Below are 17,372 nucleotides of genomic sequence, written 5' to 3'. Positions count from 1 at the left end.
AATGTGGTTTGTACGTTATTATCGGGGATACTTGAACATTTATTAAGATGATAAAGTTCTTCGGTTTTATACAGTATATAACGGTATTTTTGTACCAATGTTTAAAGGAGTAGGTTGTATTGAAATTATTTTTAAAAGGGTTATCGACTCTTTCTACACGTGCAGTATACATGATATATGTCTTTTTTGCGTCAATATTAGTTGTGGATTATTTTTCGGATACGCAAAAATATAATTACACAATGATAGCAACTGGGGTCGTATTTTTATGTACAATTGGGTTTTATGTACTTAGAAAAAGTTCTTTATATCTAGAAAAATTAAATGAGAAAAAATGCTTTTTTGTGTTAGTAATTATTTGCTTAGCAGTTAAATTAATGTGGGTTCTTACATACAAAATTCAGCCATTAGTTGATTATGCTACATTTTATTATACTGCAGAAGCATTGAGTAAAGAATTTGTTATTGATAATAATTATATTGCATTATTTCCACATGTTTTTGGTTACGCTTCATTTTTAAGTATTTTCTTAAAAATATTTGGAGTTAGTCATATGGTAGCACCTATCGTAAATGTTGTTTTAACTACAATATCAATGGGATTAATATATGTTATATCTAGAAAAATTGGTGGAGTTAGAACAGCCATAACAGCTAGTATTTTATGGATAGTATTGCCTTCACAAACGATTTATAACATGTTTGCATTGTCAGAGCCGTTGTATTGTACAATACTATTATTAATTTGGGCAGTTATGATAAGTGTTCATGAGAAGATTCACAATATAAGTATAAAAAAATTACTTGTGTACTCGATTTTATTAGCTGCATTACTTGCATTAATGAATATGGTAAGACCAATTGCAGCTGTTCCAATTATAGCCCTAGTCATATGGTTATTTATTATCAACACGAAGCACATAGGAAATAAAAAAATATTATTAAATAAGGTAGTATATGTAGGGGTTATCGTTATTGGATATGTTATTTTTTCCTCGGCGATCAATCAGTATATAACATTACGTTTAGGTGAAGAGATAGCATCAGCACCAGGATATAATATTTATGTAGGATTCAACCAGCAAGAATCTGGGAAATGGAATATGCCAGATGCAGAATTGTTGTTTGAGTATAATAATAAACCAGGGTGGACTGCTGAGGATTCTCAACAAAAAATGCTAGAAGAGGCGAAGAACAGAATACTAAACGACAATATCGATTTTATGAAATTATTTTCGGATAAATTCTTTGTCTTTTTAAGTGAAGATAGTGCGGCAGTTTCTTACGCTGAGCCTGCACTAGATAATGTAGTAAGATATACCGTGGCATCTAATATTTTTTATTACTTCTTAATTGTGACTTCAATATTAGGTGTATTAATAATGATAAAAAATAAAACTAAATCTATCCTATTTATGATTTGCTTATATACAATAGGGTTAACAATGGCGCAGTTATTAGTAGAAGTGGCATCACGATATCATTATTCGGCTACAATACCGATGATAATTTTGTCTGCCTTTGGTATAAATTACGCTTACAATAAAAAAGAAAATATAGATATAAATAAAAAGGCATGAGTTCGGTATTGCACCGGGCTCATGCCTTTTTTATTTCATTTTCATTTATTTTAATAATAAAATACTCATTAATTAAAGTTACACTTTTGAAGACGTTCTGTTCGATATAAATCGATAGCATAAATATAGCCCGTAACTTTGAATAATCGTAAAGCTAGGAATGATGAAGTATCGGTATCTTGTTTGGTATTCAATTAAGAAATGAACAGTTATGTAACCGATTATCAACAATAAAAATAGTGTATAATGCGTGTTATTTTGCTTAGTCAACACGAGATAAAGAAGCGCCAATGTGCTAAAGAGCATAGCTGTAATGTACATATACTTTTCATATTTCGTAAGGTCATCTTTTAAAGTAATCATATCATTATCTGTGTCCCCAAGTGTCAGTAAACTCCATAATGGAGCGGAGTCGTAATCTGCCCACATGAGTGTGAACTTATCACCAAATAAAGATAAAACTTTTTGTGGATCAGCCAGTCGTTCTTGAATCAGCTTCTTTTCAGCAGCTTTGCGTTCTTCACCGATTTCAAGGGACATAATATATTCTGCATCTGCTGCAGAATAGCCACCCTTTGTTTCATGGTTAAATCCTACTGTGAATTTCCAGAGAGGGTCACGGTTAGATAGTGGATATTGTGTAATTCCAGCAGATATAAATGAATAACTTATAATGTAATGTACAAGGTAAAATACGACGAAAATGCCACAAAGTTTTTTAATGGAAGTGAAGATATCTTGTTTTGATTTCCCTAACATACCTTGTAAAAAGACATAAATAGTTACTGCAATTAGGATGATAGCACCAAGTGGGCGCATGATATCACCTAAAGAAAGCGAAATCCCTATAAAAATCCACATATATTTATGGCTTAAGCCTTTTGTAATTAATAAATAAAACCCAAGATAAAATAAGAATGTAGCCAAGTGTTGATTTGTTAGGACTGAGCTTAATACGATGCTTGGGATATATATTGCATATAGTAAACCAGCCAGACGTCCAGACCACTCATTAAAGATGTGAGAAGTTATTTTGTAAATGAGTAATGTTGTTCCTGTGCAATATAATACATTTAAGAACTTTAGAAGGAAGGTTCCTTCGCCAAATAAATTAATAATAAAAGCTTGGTACATTGTGAATCCAAGTTGATAAACCCATGAAGTATAATATGTGCTTTGGGCGAAACTAAAATCTCCTTTAGTTGCTTGCACGGCACCATTGTACATCATAGCAAAATCCGATTCGACAGGAGTTTGGATATTAAGAACCCAGATGAATCGAATAGAGAAAGCTAAGATGATAAGTGAAATAGTGAATATTAGTTTTGACATATATTTGTTAGAAATATAGCCAATTAATAAAAATAGAAGCCCTATCATAATAATAATTGGGACTATAATAAGTAAACGAGTGTGGGCTTGTTCTCTAACTACGTATACTGATTGCCATGTAATAGCTGCAGAAATAATGAGACATAGCACTAACAAGGATTTCACACAAAATGTATTAAGTTTTAGAAAAAATGGACTTTGCATTATAAGTAAAAACTCCTTATTGAATTTAATTGCTATTTTAAGGGGAAATCCCTTTACACACTAGGTGTGTAAAAGGATGATTTCAGGTGGTTAAGAATTTTCTTGGGCCCATTTTTCTACATCCCAAGTTTTTGTTACCCAATCTTCATAAAAGTCTGGTTCGTGGCATACAAGAAGAATTGTTCCTTTGTATGCTTTCATCGCTTTTTTCAGCTCTTCTTTTGCTGTAACATCAAGGTGGTTTGTTGGCTCATCAAAGAGTAGCCAGTTACTTTCTTCACCCATTAGTTTACATAAACGAACTTTTGCCTGTTCGCCACCGCTTAATTGATTCAACGGACGAGAGATATGTTCGTTTTTCAAACCACATTTTGCTAACATTGCACGTACTTGATGTTGGTCTAAGCTAGGGAATGTATTCCAAACATCATCAATTGGTGTTATATTATCAGCTTTTACTTCTTGCTCGAAGTATGATGAGTTTAAGAAGTCGCCAAGACTAGTTTTCCCGCTTAATGGTTTAATCTTACCTAAAATCGTTTTTAATAGTGTTGACTTACCGACACCATTACATCCAACAATTGCAATTTTTTCACCACGTTCAATTGTCATCGTTAATTTCGGTAATAACGGATGTGTATATCCAATTTCTACATTTTCCCCTTCGAAGACAAACCGGCTACTTGCACGACTTTCTTTAAAGGAGAATTCAGGTTTAATAGCTGTTTCAGGACGATCGATACGTTCCATACGATCAAGTTGTTTTTGACGACTCTTTGCACGGCCAGTCGTTGAGTAACGAGCTTTATTTTTCGCAATAAAATCTTCCTGCTTTTTAATAAACTCTCGTTGCTTTTCATAAGCGTTTATATGTTGGTTCTTATTCATCTCCGCTAGTTCTAAGAATTTTTCATATGTCGCTGTATAACGCGTCATTTTTGTAAATTCGAGATGGAAAATAATATCAACACATTTATTCATAAACTCCGTATCATGGGAAATTAATAGGAATGCGTGTGGATATTCTTTTAAATAAGTTGTTAACCAATGAATATGTTCAACGTCTAAATAGTTGGTCGGCTCATCTAATAGTAATACTTCTGGTTGCTCAAGTAGTAACTTTGCAAGTAATACTTTTGTACGTTGTCCACCACTTAATGCAGCAACATCACGATCTAGACCGATTGCGTCAATTCCAAGTCCACGCGCTGCTTCTTCAATTTTAATATCTAATAAATAGAAACCGCCTGCTTCAAGAGCATCTTGAATTTCTGCCATTTCCTCAAGAAGTTCTTCTAATTCTTCTGGTGTAGCAGTTCCCATTTTTTCTGCAACTTCATTTAATGCTTTTTCTTTTTCAAATAAAGGTAAAAATGCATCTGCTAATACATCACGAATTGTGCGACCGGGTGTTAAAATTGTATGTTGGTCTAAGTAACCGTAATTTGTGCCAGGTGTCCATTCAACACGACCTTCATCATGGATAAGCTGACCAGTAATTATATTCATAAATGTTGATTTCCCAACACCGTTTGCCCCAACTAATCCAACGTGCTCTCCTGCGAGTAAGCGCATGGATACATCTTTAAATAATGTGCGATCACCAAATGTATGACCTAATTTTTCAACAGTTAATAAGCTCATAATGTCCTCCGTTCATTTCTAAATAGTGTCTTGAATCATGATACTAAATTCTTGGATAGAATGCTATCATTTCAAAAATGTATATTTTTGAAAATAGATTTTTTTATTATTTCGGAAAAATATATAGGCGTTCTGTCTAAAACTCCATATTATGAAGGATTAAAAGAAACAATTATATATATGAGTAATAACAGTAAATAAAAAGTCGCCTTCTTTCTCGAATTTATGAGAAAGAAAGCGACTTTTACCCCGCATTAACGGACAGTAAAACTGCCACTGATTAAAGTTTCGCTTTATGCTATGTTCTTGCCGAGCTTTTTATTTACGAACCCTAAAAGCAACCCACGTATTTGTGGATCAATGGCAAGGCCGATAATGCCGTACAATATACCGGTAAGCGTTAAAGCTACTAGTGGTGGCAAACTAATTAATATTGTACGGTATAGAACGTAACTAATTATAAATGCGAGACTATTAAATATAATTCCTTTAAATAATAGCCCGAAACCTTTACGGACAAATAAAGTAAATCCAATTAATAAAGTAACTTCAGTAAGGATAGCTGCTACAGCAGCTCCCATCATTCCAAATTTGCTACCTAAGATGATGTAACTTACGATGCCAACAGCCAATCCAATTCCCATAACTGTCGCACGCTTCCACTGTTGTCCAATTGTTGTTAAGTTATCGGCAAGTGGATAGTTGATAGATTGTAAAATGACCATAAAGGCTAAAATTGCAAGAGCGTCACCGGCTGGTGCATATTTTTCACCTAATAAAGTAATAATCCAAAAACTTGGATCAGCGATAAACGGAATAGCAATTCCCATACCTAAGAAGGACATAAGTTTTAATTCGAACTGAGATAGTTTTTTATGTTCATCAATATTCTTTTCATTTCCAAAAGCAAATAATTTTGGATAAAAGGCTGCTGCAATTACACCAGGTATTTGGTAAAGTACAGCAGGTATTTTATAGGCAGCCCCAAAAAATCCAACTTGCTCATTCGCTGAAACTTTTTCTAATATAATAGGACCTAACTGCGGCAAAAGCATAATGATAACGCCATTAATTGTGAAAATAAGTAATTGATCTAATATGCCTTTATCCCAGCCTTTATGGATTGTTGTATAGCGGATTGTCATGATAAAGGCAATGACTCCTGTTACAAGGCTAGATATTCCGTACATGGCAGCGACCATCATAAGTGACCATTGAAATGACATTCCTAGCAGAAGGGCGGCTGCAGCTGTCACACCTTGTAGTACAGAAATAATCGCTGTAAATTGCATACGCTCTGTTACTTGGAAATAAGCCATCCCGACACCTTGTAAAGTGGCTCCAAACATGGTTGGTAGTACGACCCAATATACCATGGCACGTAAGTAAGCATCAGTGTAGAAGAACTGAGCGAAAATAGCGAAGAGTACAGAAATTACGATAGCTAATATTAAACGAATACGTAAATAACTACTTATTAATACGCTAATGTTAGCGTCGCTTCTCGTTCCTTCACGCATAAACGTATGTGTCAAACCTGCATCTGTAAAATAACAAATGACAGCGGAAACTGCTAATGCAACTGTAAACATCCCATACTCATCTGGTGAAACATATCTTGCAAAGAGAATGGTCGCAATAGCAAGTACAAATCGAACAGTAATATTTCCTACAAAGAGGTAGGAGGCGTTTTTAAGGATTTTGTTTGTTTTCATGGAAAAAGACCTTTCTATTCGTCAGGACATGCTTGTCCTATTTGTAAATTTAATTTGTTTACGGAAAGACTGTTTAAAAGCATATTCGTTTATTTAAGAAAATAAAAATTTGATGCGTACAAACCAAAGCATCGCATATAACTTTTTGCTTCGTTTCCCATTTTTTGAATAGATTTTGCGACAATATTTCTTTATATCGCTTTTAATTAACTGAACCTTTGATTTATCTAATTTAGGGTGTCCTTTAATATATATACAAGCATTGTTAATGACTGTATATGGGAATAGATAAGTTTCAAGGATTTCAATCAGTTCCGTAGAATCATTGGTGATTAAGTCTTTTGATTTATTATGAATCCAATCTTTCATTCGATTAAATACTTCTAATTCTTTTGTTGTTTTTAATTCATAATCTTTATAATTGGAAGAAAGGTTTCCTCCGGATAGGATTCGATAATATGTTAAATATTCATCCACATAACATACATTTGTTACACTCATTAATTTAAAAAGAAATTCTAAGTCTTCTCCCCAGCTACAACCTGGTGTGAAACGAATGTTATGATCCATTACGATAGATTTTTTGAAAATCCATGTACTTGTTTGAGCAAAAACTTGATGTGTTAAGAAAGCCTTTGTCATATTACCTTTTACAAAGTTTGTCGTGTTTTCAACTTTTTCACCAGTCTCTTCATAAAAGTTCATATATCCACAATAGCAGGCGTTCATATTATTTTTATGCATGCTTGTGATTTGCTTTTCTATTTTTGTTGGATGCCATAAATCGTCACTATCAAGAAACGAAATATATTCTCCACTTGCATTTTCAATTCCTGTATTACGAGCAACGGAAACACCTTGATTTTCTTGTAAGATATATTTTATTTGTTCAGGGTATTTTTTCTTGAGATTTTTAACGATAGAAGATGATTGATCTTTACTTCCATCATCAACAATTACAATTTCAATATTTTTATATGTTTGATTCAGTATTGATTCCATCGTTTCTTCAATGTATTTTTCCGCATTATACAGCGGGACAATAACGGAAACGAGTTGAGTTTGTTCCATCATATAATTATTATCTCCTCAAATTTTTTATGTTGTACACTATATAGGCCTTTTGCAAGGAAGAAGATTACAAGAACATCTGTATAAGTTTACCGCATATAAACTTTGTAAATCAACACTATGTATTTTATCCCGCTTTAATGGGAAGTAAGACCCCCGCCTCAAAATTCAGCGAAAGCAAAGAAGTTAGATGGGGATCAACTGCCCATAAAAGTCCGATTGGTGAGGGCTGATTAAAGTTTCACTTTATATAAAAAAACCTTCCTTTTGGATTTGTAAAAAGGAAGGTAAATCAGTTATTACATACTCCAAGGTTTACTCAATGTTAATACTTCAGCCATTTCTTTGCTTTTTAAACGTCCTTTTTTTCTATTTTCTGCACGTTCGGAACCAGTTGTGTGTAGCCAATGTTCTTCTTCCGTTTCAGGTAGTACTTGTGGAACAGATGAAGGTTTTCCATCTTTTAATGCAACGAATGTAATGAAACATGTTGCAGCTATTCTACGCTGGCCTGCTAATAAATTCTCAGCAATTACTTTTACGAACACTTCCATTGAAGATTTTCCTGTATAACATACGAATGCTTCGTAACAAACAGAATCTGCTTGGTGAATGGGAGTTAAAAAATCAACAGAATCGATAGATGCCGTTACGCAATGCTTACGGCTATGTCTTGCAGCTGCAATTGAAGCGATACTATCAATTTCTGCTAATAGTTTTCCTCCGAAAAGTGTTTGATGATTATTTAAATCATTTGGAAAAACACGTGTTGTTTTAATTGCTTTGGATTCTCGCATGAATTTCTTTTCCATATGGTCAGCCCCTATTTTCTGTTTTCAATCAGAATGACATGTATTGTAAGTGGAGTACAAAAATATTAAAAATCAATAGATATTTAATGAAGTAAAGAATTCCAGAAGAGAGTTAGCAAAACTTCTGTATTTGTATTCATGTAACTGAAAGAAAATTTATCATTATATAAAGTGTAGTGTAAAAGAGGATTCGCTTACATTGCAAGTGAAAAAATTAGGACTCTATATTTGTCATAGAAATTCCCTATCAGCGTTGTGCCTATTCATGATAGAATCGTTTTGTTATGAATGGAAATAGAGGTGCAATGGATATATGAATCATATACAAACAAATTTTTCGTCTTTTTTTAGTAAAATAATGATTGGTGCGATGCTCGCATTTTTTGTTTATAGTTGTTGGTCAGCGTTTGAAACAAGCAAACAATTTTTTGGAGACAGTACAACAAGTGTAACAATCGTATTGGTTATTTTTGTTATTCTCATGCTGTTAGTGGCATCGATTTTACAGTATCGTTTTACAGATAAACAATTTCTTGTTTTTCTTATAAGTACATCTATAATTGTGAGACTTAGTATAGTTCTATTTGTAGACGTTCCGATAATCGGTGATATGAAAGCTATGCTTGAGTCTGCAAAGCAGATTGCAATTGGTAATAACGTAGAGAACGTAGCGCAGTTACCTTTTATTATTTATGAATCAATGATTATTCGTATATTTGGCGATACAGTATTCGCATTGCAGTTATTTAATATTTTATTTTGCACAGGGACTGCATTTTTCATTTATCGTATTGCAGCAATCGTTTTTGGAGAAGAATGTGGACGTATTGCGTCTGTATTTTACGCTTTATATATCCCGAATATATTTATGAGTTCCTTATTAACATCAGAATCGCTCGCAATATTTTTATTTTATTTGGCTTGCTACATACTTTTATATAAAGGTTTAGATCATCCTTATATGTGGGTACTTTCAGCAATTTTATTTGCATGTAGTAATATGATTTTCCCAATGGGATTATTTCTTCCTATTTTTATTGCTGTATATGTGTTGTTAATTGAACTCTTTCGATCAGCAATGAAGCAAAAAGTACTATTAAAGATGATAGGGATACTTATTCTATTTTATAGTGCTCATTTTGGTGTGAGTTATGGAATTCAGACAATGGGAATGTCACAATATACAATTTCAAATGAGACATATGTTCAATCGGTTTTAATTGGAAAAGGTAAAAATGAGGAAAAAATAACAAAGAATCAAAGCGTAACAGAGCATATTAATCAAAAGCTAAAAGGAATTGAAGAAGAAAGATTTACACTTTTAAAGCCAGTAATTAATCAATTCTCAGGTGAGGGAATACATTCTATTCTATTTAAATGTGAAAAACTTATATATATAGCGGTAACATTATTTACGTCTATAGCTTTATTACACTTTCTTATTAAGAAACAACAAAATGAAGGATATATGTTATTCTTGTTGTTAATTAGCGGATATGTATTGTTAAGACTCTTCCAAGTAAATATGGCATACTACAACCTTATCGTGCCAGCCTTGTTTATTTTGCAAAGCTTTGGTGTTTATATGAGTTATGTGTACTGTCAAAAAATATTCTTCAGAAAATAAAAAGAATCCAGTTTGGATTCTTTTTTTCATGGAAGATGAGGACTGAGAGTCAGCAGAGATGAAGAATCTCTACTGGCATAAGCATCACTCTATCGGTTTAGTTCTAGTTGTAAACTATCAGCTGTTAGAGCCATTTGTGAGGAATCTTCTTGAATTCCTTTCATTACTTGTGAAATGGTTTCTAACTCATGTTCAATTTTTTTATTCTGTTCTTTCGAGTTAGACATATCCTTTACAATTTCTTGGAAGTATTGATCTGTTGCAGACATGCTATCCGTTCCTTCAGAGACGAGGGAGCTAATTTGTTTCACTGAAGAAGAGACACGAATAATTTGTTCATTTGTTTTTTCAACGAGCTTTGTAACGTTGAATATAGATTCTTTCGTTTGCTCTGATAACTTTCGAATTTCTCCAGCTACAACAGAAAAGCCTTTGCCAAATTCCCCAGCACGTGCAGATTCAATGGCAGCATTTAGTGCGAGTAAATTTGTTTGCTCTGCAATTGATTTTACAATATCTATAATTTCGTTAATTTTGTTAGAAATATCGAGAAGCTCATGAGTATCTGTAATAATCGTTTCCATGTTCGTTTGAATGTATTCCATTCGCTTATTTTGCTGATTTAATTGTTCTTTACCTTTATTCGCTTTTTCTTCTGATGTTGTAGCTAATGATGTACCTGTTTTAGCAATTTTTACAATAGTTTCAGATTTAGCGGTTAACTGTTGAATAGAAGCACTCGTTTTCTCAGATACAGATGCTAATTCTGTTGCAATATGTGTAATTGTCATAGCTGTTATTTCTTTTTCTTTTTCATGTTCTTTTTGTATTCTTTCATATTCAGATTCATAGGCCGCAATAACGAGTTCTTGTTCAAGGGTGAATAATTTATTTATTACGTTTATAGAATAAGAAAAATCATCAATTGTTTTAATTTTCGTTTGTAAAATCTTCAGGATAGAGCGGAATAATTCTTGATAAGCAGCTGTATACCATTTTCTATGTAAGCCAATTTGTACATGTCTTTTGGCAATTTTAACACGTTGTTCAATAAAATCTTCGTGCATATCTCCGCTGAATAATTCTTTTATATGTGTTTTTAAAGTTTGCTTTAGTTTTGGAATAGAGCTATAACGTTCAATAATAGTAATTAAATTAGGCTGTTTTGTAATATTGGCATAGAATTTTTCCGTAATCCAATCAATTTCTTCATAAATAAAGGGCTGTAGTACCTTTACGATTTGTAAATCTTCTTTTGAAATATGTAACATATCCATTTGAATGTTCAGTTCAGAATTAGTAGGCACGTTAAAAGTGATTTGTTGATCCTTACTTAATTCAAGTATACTGGTGTTTGTTTTATTATTATGTTTTTTAAAAACCCCAAGCATTGTTCTTCCCCCTGTTTGTGAAGCGTTTTCATTTTTGGTTCTAATATAATTATATATTTTTATATACAATTACTCTATATTAGTGTGTAGAATAGTATATAAATTAAGAGAATTCTAAGTAGAATTCTCTTAATGACCTTTATTAATTTTAGCATGTGTTTTAAAGAAAACTGGGAAATGTACATTATATATTACAGTGACAACACGAATAATGAATGTTACTAATAAACAAACATAGAAAGCTAATACGTGTGCCCCCATTGCATATGTGATTAGGAAACTAATTGCCCCTAAGATAGAAGCGATTGCGTAAATCTCTTTTCGGAATACGTAGGGGATATCTTGAGCGCAAATGTCACGCAAAATACCGCCTCCAATACCTGTAATGACTCCCATTGAAACAACTAAAAATGAGGCGTCAACATGATGTGACATTGCCGCATTTGCACCAATAGCTGTAAAAACACCTAAGCCAACAGCATCAGAAAGCATAATAACGACTTGCAGTTTATTGATACGCTCAAAAAACATACAAGTAAATAATGCTGATAATACACTTACGAAAAAGTAAATGGGTTTAACAAAAGCGACAGGAGGCAGGTTACCGATCATAATATCACGAATAATACCGCCGCCGAGCGCAGTAGCTACAGCTAAACAAAGGACACCGAATAAATCTAAATCTTTTTTTAAACCAACTAATGTACCGGAAATAGCAGCGGCGATAATGCCAAGAAACGTAAATATGTCGATTAATAACATTGCTGTAATCCCTTCCTCCTAAAGATGTTCCAGAGAAAAAATATACACTAAAGTTATGTAAATAACAATGCATTTTCGTTACATGTAGAAAAAAAGAAAAAACGAGGAAAGAAAGCGCTTGAAAATGCAAATACGCTTTTTTCTATAAGGTAAGGTTTGGGAGAAATGTGAGACGTTTAATTAAAAAATATATGTTATAATAAATATTTGAGATAAGAAAAAAATATTAACTGTATAGATTGAAATTAGGTAATAGTTATGGAGGTTCTAGATGTTAAGCGAAAATAGTAAAAGTAATAAATTTGAAAATTTTCTACTAATCTTTATTTTGTTGCAACCGATTTTAGATTTGCTTACAGCGTTCTGTATCATGGTTTTAAAAATTGATACGACTATTGGAGTTATTACACGCTTATTCGTTATGTTCCTAGGCGGGATATATATTTTAATTCAAACGAAGAAACAAGGAAATATAAAATATATATTGTATATAATCTTAGTAGGAATAGTCTTCACTATCGGATTGGTAAATAACAAGCTTACAAAAAACCCTATGGTACTTACAGAAGAAATTAAGTTTATAGCAAAAGCTTTATATCCGTTTGTTATGCTTACTTGTTATGTGTTTGTATTTAAGTCTTTAAAAGAAAAAGGCCATTCAAAAATGCGTGACTATATTACGTATGCATCGCTAATTATAGGGGTAGTCATGGTAGCTTCTATTACTACTGGAACAGATTACAATAACTATGAATGGTTAAAATTAGGATCACGCGGTTGGTTTTATGCAGGTAACGAGTTAGGATCTATTTTAGCCATCATGTGTCCGATTGTTATTTTATATTCGATTGAAAAAACAAAAACTATGAGCAAAATATACTATTGGATTCCTTCTATTTTAGTTGTTTTTTCATTATTTGCAGTTGGTACGAAGGTTGGTATAGGAGCAATCTTTGGATCAATGGCTATCGCGGTTGTTATGTGCTTTATTCAAGCCTTTATACAAGGTAAAAAAGGAAAGAAAAATATATATTTATTAAACGGCTTTATTGCAATGACTGTTTTTGTAGGAATCATGGCATATACACCTTTTTCACCATTTTTAAAAAATATGGGAATTCATGTTCAATTAATTGAAGAACAACAGACAGCGAAAAAGGAAGAGAAAAAGAAAGAGGAAGCTAAAGAGCATAAACCTCCTGTTACAGAAAAAGAAAAAGTGAAAGAAAAAGAAAAAGAAAAAGTTGCAGAGAAAAAAGAAGAAACGCAAGCTATTATTTTCAGTGGGCGTCAATTATTTGAGCAAATGTATAAAGATTTCTATAAAGAAGCCCCAATGTCTCAAAAATTATTAGGGATGGGTTATGCTGGTAACTATAAAGCAGAGCCGAAATTAATTGAACGTGACTTCCACGATTGGTTCTATTCTTTCGGAATCATAGGGTTCATTTTACTTGTAATTCCATTCTTATACTTTGGTATTAAATTTATTGCATGTATATTTACTAAATTTAAAGAAATATTCACCGTAAAATATGCAATGGTGATTGCATCGATAGTTCTCGGATTAGGTATCTCATTTATAGCTGGTCATATTTTAATGTCACCTGGGGTGAGTTTCTTCTTAGTATTAATCATGGCATATTTAATAGTTGACTTGGAAATTGAATGATAGAAAAATAAAAGCTAGCATATGTTAGCTTTTATTTTGTTATAGTAAATAAAAAGAAAAAAATGGGGGATGTAAGAAATGAAAGTGTTGCATATGAATGCTGGTGCAGAAGAAGGTGGGGGGAAAACACATATTATTTCACTTTTATCGCAGTTTTCAAAGGAAGAAGTGGAATTAATGGTATTTGAAGAAGGTGCGATTGCTAGAGAGGCGAGAAACCTTGGTATTCAAGTGCATGTTTTTACCCAATCATCTCGGTACGACCTATCAATTCTTTCAAAAATAAAAGCATTTATTAATGAAAATCAATTTGACATTGTGCATACACATGGCGCACGAGCAAATTTCTATCTTTCCCTCTTGAAAAAAGGTATAAAAGCGAAATGGATAATGACTGTCCACAGTGATCCAACTTTAGATTTTATGAAGAGGGGATTAAAAGGATGGGTATTTACGAAGTTAAATTTACGTTCTTTCAGGAAGGTAGATTTGTTCTTTGCAATTACGGAGAACTTTAAGAGAAATATAATAAAACTAGGTGTACCAGAAGAGAAGATTTGTACGGTTTATAATGGGATTGAGTATGATAGTACGCCAGTAAAACCTTATGATAAGAGTGAATTTGGCATCGGTGAAGAAGTATTTACAGCCATTCAAGTAGCGCGTCTTCATCCTGTTAAAGGTCATGATATTTTATTTGAAGCGTTGCAAAAAATTAAAATTCCAAATATAAAAGTGCTCTTGCTTGGTGATGGTCCTATAGAAGCAGAATTAAAAGAGATGGCGAAACAAAAGGGCGTAGAGGATAAGGTGATGTTTCTAGGTTTTCGTACAGATTCAAAAGAATTGTATGCATCTGCACACATTAATTTGCTAACCTCTTATAGCGAAAGTTTCCCTCTTGTTTTATTAGAAGCAGCTAATCAACGTTTAACATCTATTGCAACAAATGTAGGTGATATGAAAAAGTTAATAGTTGATGATACGTATGGATGGATTGTACCAATTGGTGATGCAGATTCGTTAGCAAAAGCGTTAGAAAATGCTTACGAAAAATGGTTGAATGGTGAATTAGAGGCGATGGGAAATCGTTTATATAATCACGCATCTACTCATTTCTCGCTAAAGAATTTGTATGAAGATACTTATAATGCATATAAAAAACTTTTACTGAAATAGAGAGGATAGTTAATCATGGAAGTAAAAACGGTTGATATTCTAGGTGTTCCTTTTTCTACAATGACAATGGATGAAACAATCCAATATTTGAAGGGTCAACTAGAATTGGAGCGAACGCATACTTTTCAGGTAGTAACAGCAAATCCTGAAATTGTTATGTGTGCAAAAAAGGATGAAGCATTTCATCAAACATTATTAAATGCAGATTTAATTACACCTGATGGTATTGGAGTTGTAAAAGCAAGTGGTATGTTAGGTACACCTGTAAAGGAACGTGTAGCAGGTTTTGATTTAATGTGTAATTTATTTGCGAAGCTATCAGAAGAGAATAAACCGGTATCTGTTTTCTTACTTGGTGCAAAACCGCATGTTGTACAAGCTGCAGCAGATCATTTAACGAAGACGTATTCAGCTGTATCTATTGTGGGTACACAAGATGGGTATTTTAAACAAGAAGAAGAAGAGAATATCGTTTCTCGTATTCAAGAAGCAAAACCAGATTTATTACTTGTCGCACTTGGTTTCCCAAGACAAGAAAACTTTATTCAAACTAATAAGCATCGTTTAGAAACGAAGATGGCTGTTGGAGTGGGCGGAAGTTTAGACGTATGGGCTGGAGAGGTAACACGTGCACCGAAATGGATTCAAGCGATTAATTTAGAGTGGTTTTATAGATTATGTAGTAACCCAACGCGTTGGCGCCGTCAGTTAGTATTAGCGGAGTTTTTAAAAGAAGTCATGCGTTCGAAAAAGTAGCGTCCTATCGCTACTTTTTTATTTAGCCATTTTTGATAAAGTGAGGTTTTATTCATCTACCACTGATTGTTTCCCCTTGCTAATTGGGTGTTTAACGGCAGTTGATCTTCAATCTAACCTCTTTGCTCCAGCTGAATTTTGAGGTAGGATTCTTACTACCCCAAGATAGTGGGATAAGTATTTTACTTTTTGGGAATGATGAAGGAGAATTTTTTACACGAAAGTATTTTACTTATACAATTCACACATGTAAAATGATGTGTAAAGACAGCTGTGTAAGGAGGACTTCATGTGGGTAAGGTGAAAGAAATTTCGAAGCGAAAGCTACTTGGTATAGCCGGGCTTGGATGGCTATTTGACGCAATGGATGTTGGAATGCTTTCATTCGTCATGGTAGCACTGCAAAAAGATTGGGGATTAAGTACGCAAGAAATGGGCTGGATAGGCAGCATTAATTCAATTGGTATGGCAGTCGGAGCGCTCGTTTTTGGAATACTATCAGATAAAATAGGACGGAAATCAGTCTTTATTATTACATTATTGCTATTTTCTATCGGTAGTGGTTTAACTGCTTTAACGACAACACTTGCGATGTTCCTTGTGTTACGATTTTTAATTGGTATGGGGCTTGGCGGAGAGCTTCCGGTTGCTTCTACATTAGTATCAGAGAGCGTTGAAGCGCATGAACGTGGCAAAATAGTTGTGCTATTAGAAAGTTTTTGGGCAGGTGGATGGCTAATTGCAGCTCTTATCTCGTATTTTGTTATTCCGAAATATGGTTGGGAAGTTGCAATGATATTGAGTGCGGTTCCGGCACTATATGCTTTATATTTAAGATGGAATTTACCGGATTCTCCGAGATTCCAAAAGGTTGAAAAAAGGCCGTCCGTTATCGAAAATATAAAATCAGTTTGGTCTGGGGAATATCGCAAGGCAACCATTATGTTATGGATTCTATGGTTTTGTGTTGTCTTTTCCTATTATGGGATGTTCCTTTGGTTACCTAGTGTAATGGTATTAAAAGGATTTAGTTTAATAAAAAGTTTCCAATACGTACTTATTATGACGTTAGCTCAATTGCCAGGGTATTTCACAGCTGCTTGGTTTATTGAACGTCTTGGTCGTAAGTTTGTTTTAGTTACGTATTTAATCGGTACAGCGTGCAGTGCTTACTTATTTGGAGTGGCGGAGTCATTAACAGTATTAATCGTAGCAGGTATGTTACTATCCTTCTTTAATTTAGGTGCTTGGGGTGCATTATATGCCTATACACCTGAACAGTATCCAACAGTTATTCGTGGTACAGGTGCAGGGATGGCTGCAGCCTTTGGTCGTATTGGCGGTATTCTTGGGCCATTATTAGTAGGATATTTAGTTGCTTCACAGGCTTCACTATCACTAATATTTACGATTTTCTGTGGATCAATTTTAATTGGTGTAGTTGCTGTAATTGTACTTGGGCAAGAAACGAAACAACGAGAATTAGTATAAGGTGAGACTTTAATCAGTGAGGGATTTATTCTCGCACTGATTATGGGCTCTTACCAATAGCGGAATAAAAGGGCAGGGGGAACCGTGAAGGTTTCCTTTTTTCTGTTTTTTTAGATAAATGATGGTATAGTAAGAA

The 17,372-nt window shown here is 33.5% G+C and carries 13 protein-coding genes and 1 pseudogene; 6 read left to right on the top strand and 8 right to left on the bottom strand.

What is annotated here, in order from left to right:
• Nucleotides 1–119: 119 nt before the first annotated feature.
• Complete coding sequence (locus ACTFOB_RS19435; protein ID WP_440027442.1) at nt 120–1,580, top strand: glycosyltransferase family 39 protein; 1,461 nt, start codon at nt 120–122, stop codon at nt 1,578–1,580.
• 78 nt (nt 1,581–1,658) lie between these two features.
• On the opposite strand, the gene ACTFOB_RS19430 is transcribed toward ACTFOB_RS19435, so the two are convergent.
• The 5 genes from ACTFOB_RS19430 to ACTFOB_RS19410 form a co-directional block, all read right to left on the bottom strand.
• Entirely contained in the window at nt 1,659–3,116 is a 1,458-nt protein-coding gene (locus ACTFOB_RS19430; RefSeq protein WP_440027445.1) for a glycosyltransferase family 39 protein, read from the bottom strand.
• A gap of 90 nt (nt 3,117–3,206) precedes the next feature.
• The gene (locus ACTFOB_RS19425; protein WP_151630110.1) at nt 3,207–4,760 is read right to left on the bottom strand and encodes an ABC-F family ATP-binding cassette domain-containing protein; all 1,554 of its coding nucleotides are present in this window, start codon (nt 4,758–4,760) and stop codon (nt 3,207–3,209) included.
• A 293-nt stretch (nt 4,761–5,053) separates the two neighbouring features.
• Entirely contained in the window at nt 5,054–6,475 is a 1,422-nt protein-coding gene (locus ACTFOB_RS19420; RefSeq protein ID WP_440027447.1) for a flippase, read from the bottom strand.
• 93 nt (nt 6,476–6,568) lie between these two features.
• Nucleotides 6,569–7,549, bottom strand: coding sequence for a glycosyltransferase family 2 protein (locus ACTFOB_RS19415; RefSeq protein WP_440027448.1), 981 nt, complete (start codon nt 7,547–7,549; stop codon nt 6,569–6,571).
• A 296-nt stretch (nt 7,550–7,845) separates the two neighbouring features.
• Nucleotides 7,846–8,358, bottom strand: coding sequence for an acyl-CoA thioesterase (locus tag ACTFOB_RS19410; RefSeq protein ID WP_440027450.1), 513 nt, complete (start codon nt 8,356–8,358; stop codon nt 7,846–7,848).
• Nucleotides 8,359–8,671: 313 nt separating this feature from the next.
• Between ACTFOB_RS19410 and ACTFOB_RS19405 the strand changes: the two genes are divergently transcribed.
• On the top strand, nt 8,672–9,985 hold the full coding sequence (locus ACTFOB_RS19405) for an ArnT family glycosyltransferase (RefSeq protein WP_440027452.1): 1,314 nt from the start codon (nt 8,672–8,674) through the stop codon (nt 9,983–9,985).
• 89 nt (nt 9,986–10,074) lie between these two features.
• Here the strand turns inward: ACTFOB_RS19405 and ACTFOB_RS19400 are convergent, their stop codons facing one another.
• The 3 genes and pseudogenes from ACTFOB_RS19400 to ACTFOB_RS19390 all read right to left on the bottom strand — a co-directional run bounded on the left by ACTFOB_RS19400 (nt 10,075) and on the right by ACTFOB_RS19390 (nt 12,138).
• The gene (locus ACTFOB_RS19400) at nt 10,075–10,881 is read right to left on the bottom strand and encodes a methyl-accepting chemotaxis protein (protein WP_440032736.1); all 807 of its coding nucleotides are present in this window, start codon (nt 10,879–10,881) and stop codon (nt 10,075–10,077) included.
• Nucleotides 10,879–11,256 (bottom strand): annotated as a pseudogene (locus tag ACTFOB_RS19395) (protoglobin family protein); the annotation flags it as partial. The gene ACTFOB_RS19400 and the pseudogene ACTFOB_RS19395, both read right to left, overlap by 3 nt.
• Nucleotides 11,257–11,505: 249 nt before the next feature.
• Nucleotides 11,506–12,138, bottom strand: coding sequence for a trimeric intracellular cation channel family protein (locus ACTFOB_RS19390; protein ID WP_000924376.1), 633 nt, complete (start codon nt 12,136–12,138; stop codon nt 11,506–11,508).
• A 271-nt stretch (nt 12,139–12,409) separates the two neighbouring features.
• On the opposite strand from ACTFOB_RS19390, the gene ACTFOB_RS19385 reads away from it, so the two are divergent.
• The 4 genes from ACTFOB_RS19385 to ACTFOB_RS19370 all read left to right on the top strand — a co-directional run bounded on the left by ACTFOB_RS19385 (nt 12,410) and on the right by ACTFOB_RS19370 (nt 17,236).
• The gene (locus tag ACTFOB_RS19385) at nt 12,410–13,810 is read left to right on the top strand and encodes an O-antigen ligase family protein (protein WP_440027454.1); all 1,401 of its coding nucleotides are present in this window, start codon (nt 12,410–12,412) and stop codon (nt 13,808–13,810) included.
• A gap of 78 nt (nt 13,811–13,888) precedes the next feature.
• The gene (locus ACTFOB_RS19380; protein ID WP_440027456.1) at nt 13,889–14,989 is read left to right on the top strand and encodes a glycosyltransferase family 4 protein; all 1,101 of its coding nucleotides are present in this window, start codon (nt 13,889–13,891) and stop codon (nt 14,987–14,989) included.
• A gap of 15 nt (nt 14,990–15,004) precedes the next feature.
• Entirely contained in the window at nt 15,005–15,745 is a 741-nt protein-coding gene (locus ACTFOB_RS19375; RefSeq protein WP_440027457.1) for a WecB/TagA/CpsF family glycosyltransferase, read from the top strand.
• 291 nt (nt 15,746–16,036) lie between these two features.
• The gene (locus ACTFOB_RS19370) at nt 16,037–17,236 is read left to right on the top strand and encodes an MFS transporter (protein ID WP_151630118.1); all 1,200 of its coding nucleotides are present in this window, start codon (nt 16,037–16,039) and stop codon (nt 17,234–17,236) included.
• Nucleotides 17,237–17,372 lie beyond the last annotated feature (136 nt).

This window comes from Bacillus cereus group sp. MYBK79-1 (assembly GCF_051915365.1).
Classification (GTDB): domain Bacteria; phylum Bacillota; class Bacilli; order Bacillales; family Bacillaceae_G; genus Bacillus_A.
The sequence above is the reverse complement of the archived record's forward strand: the minus strand, read 5'-3'. Positions and strand labels throughout refer to the sequence as shown.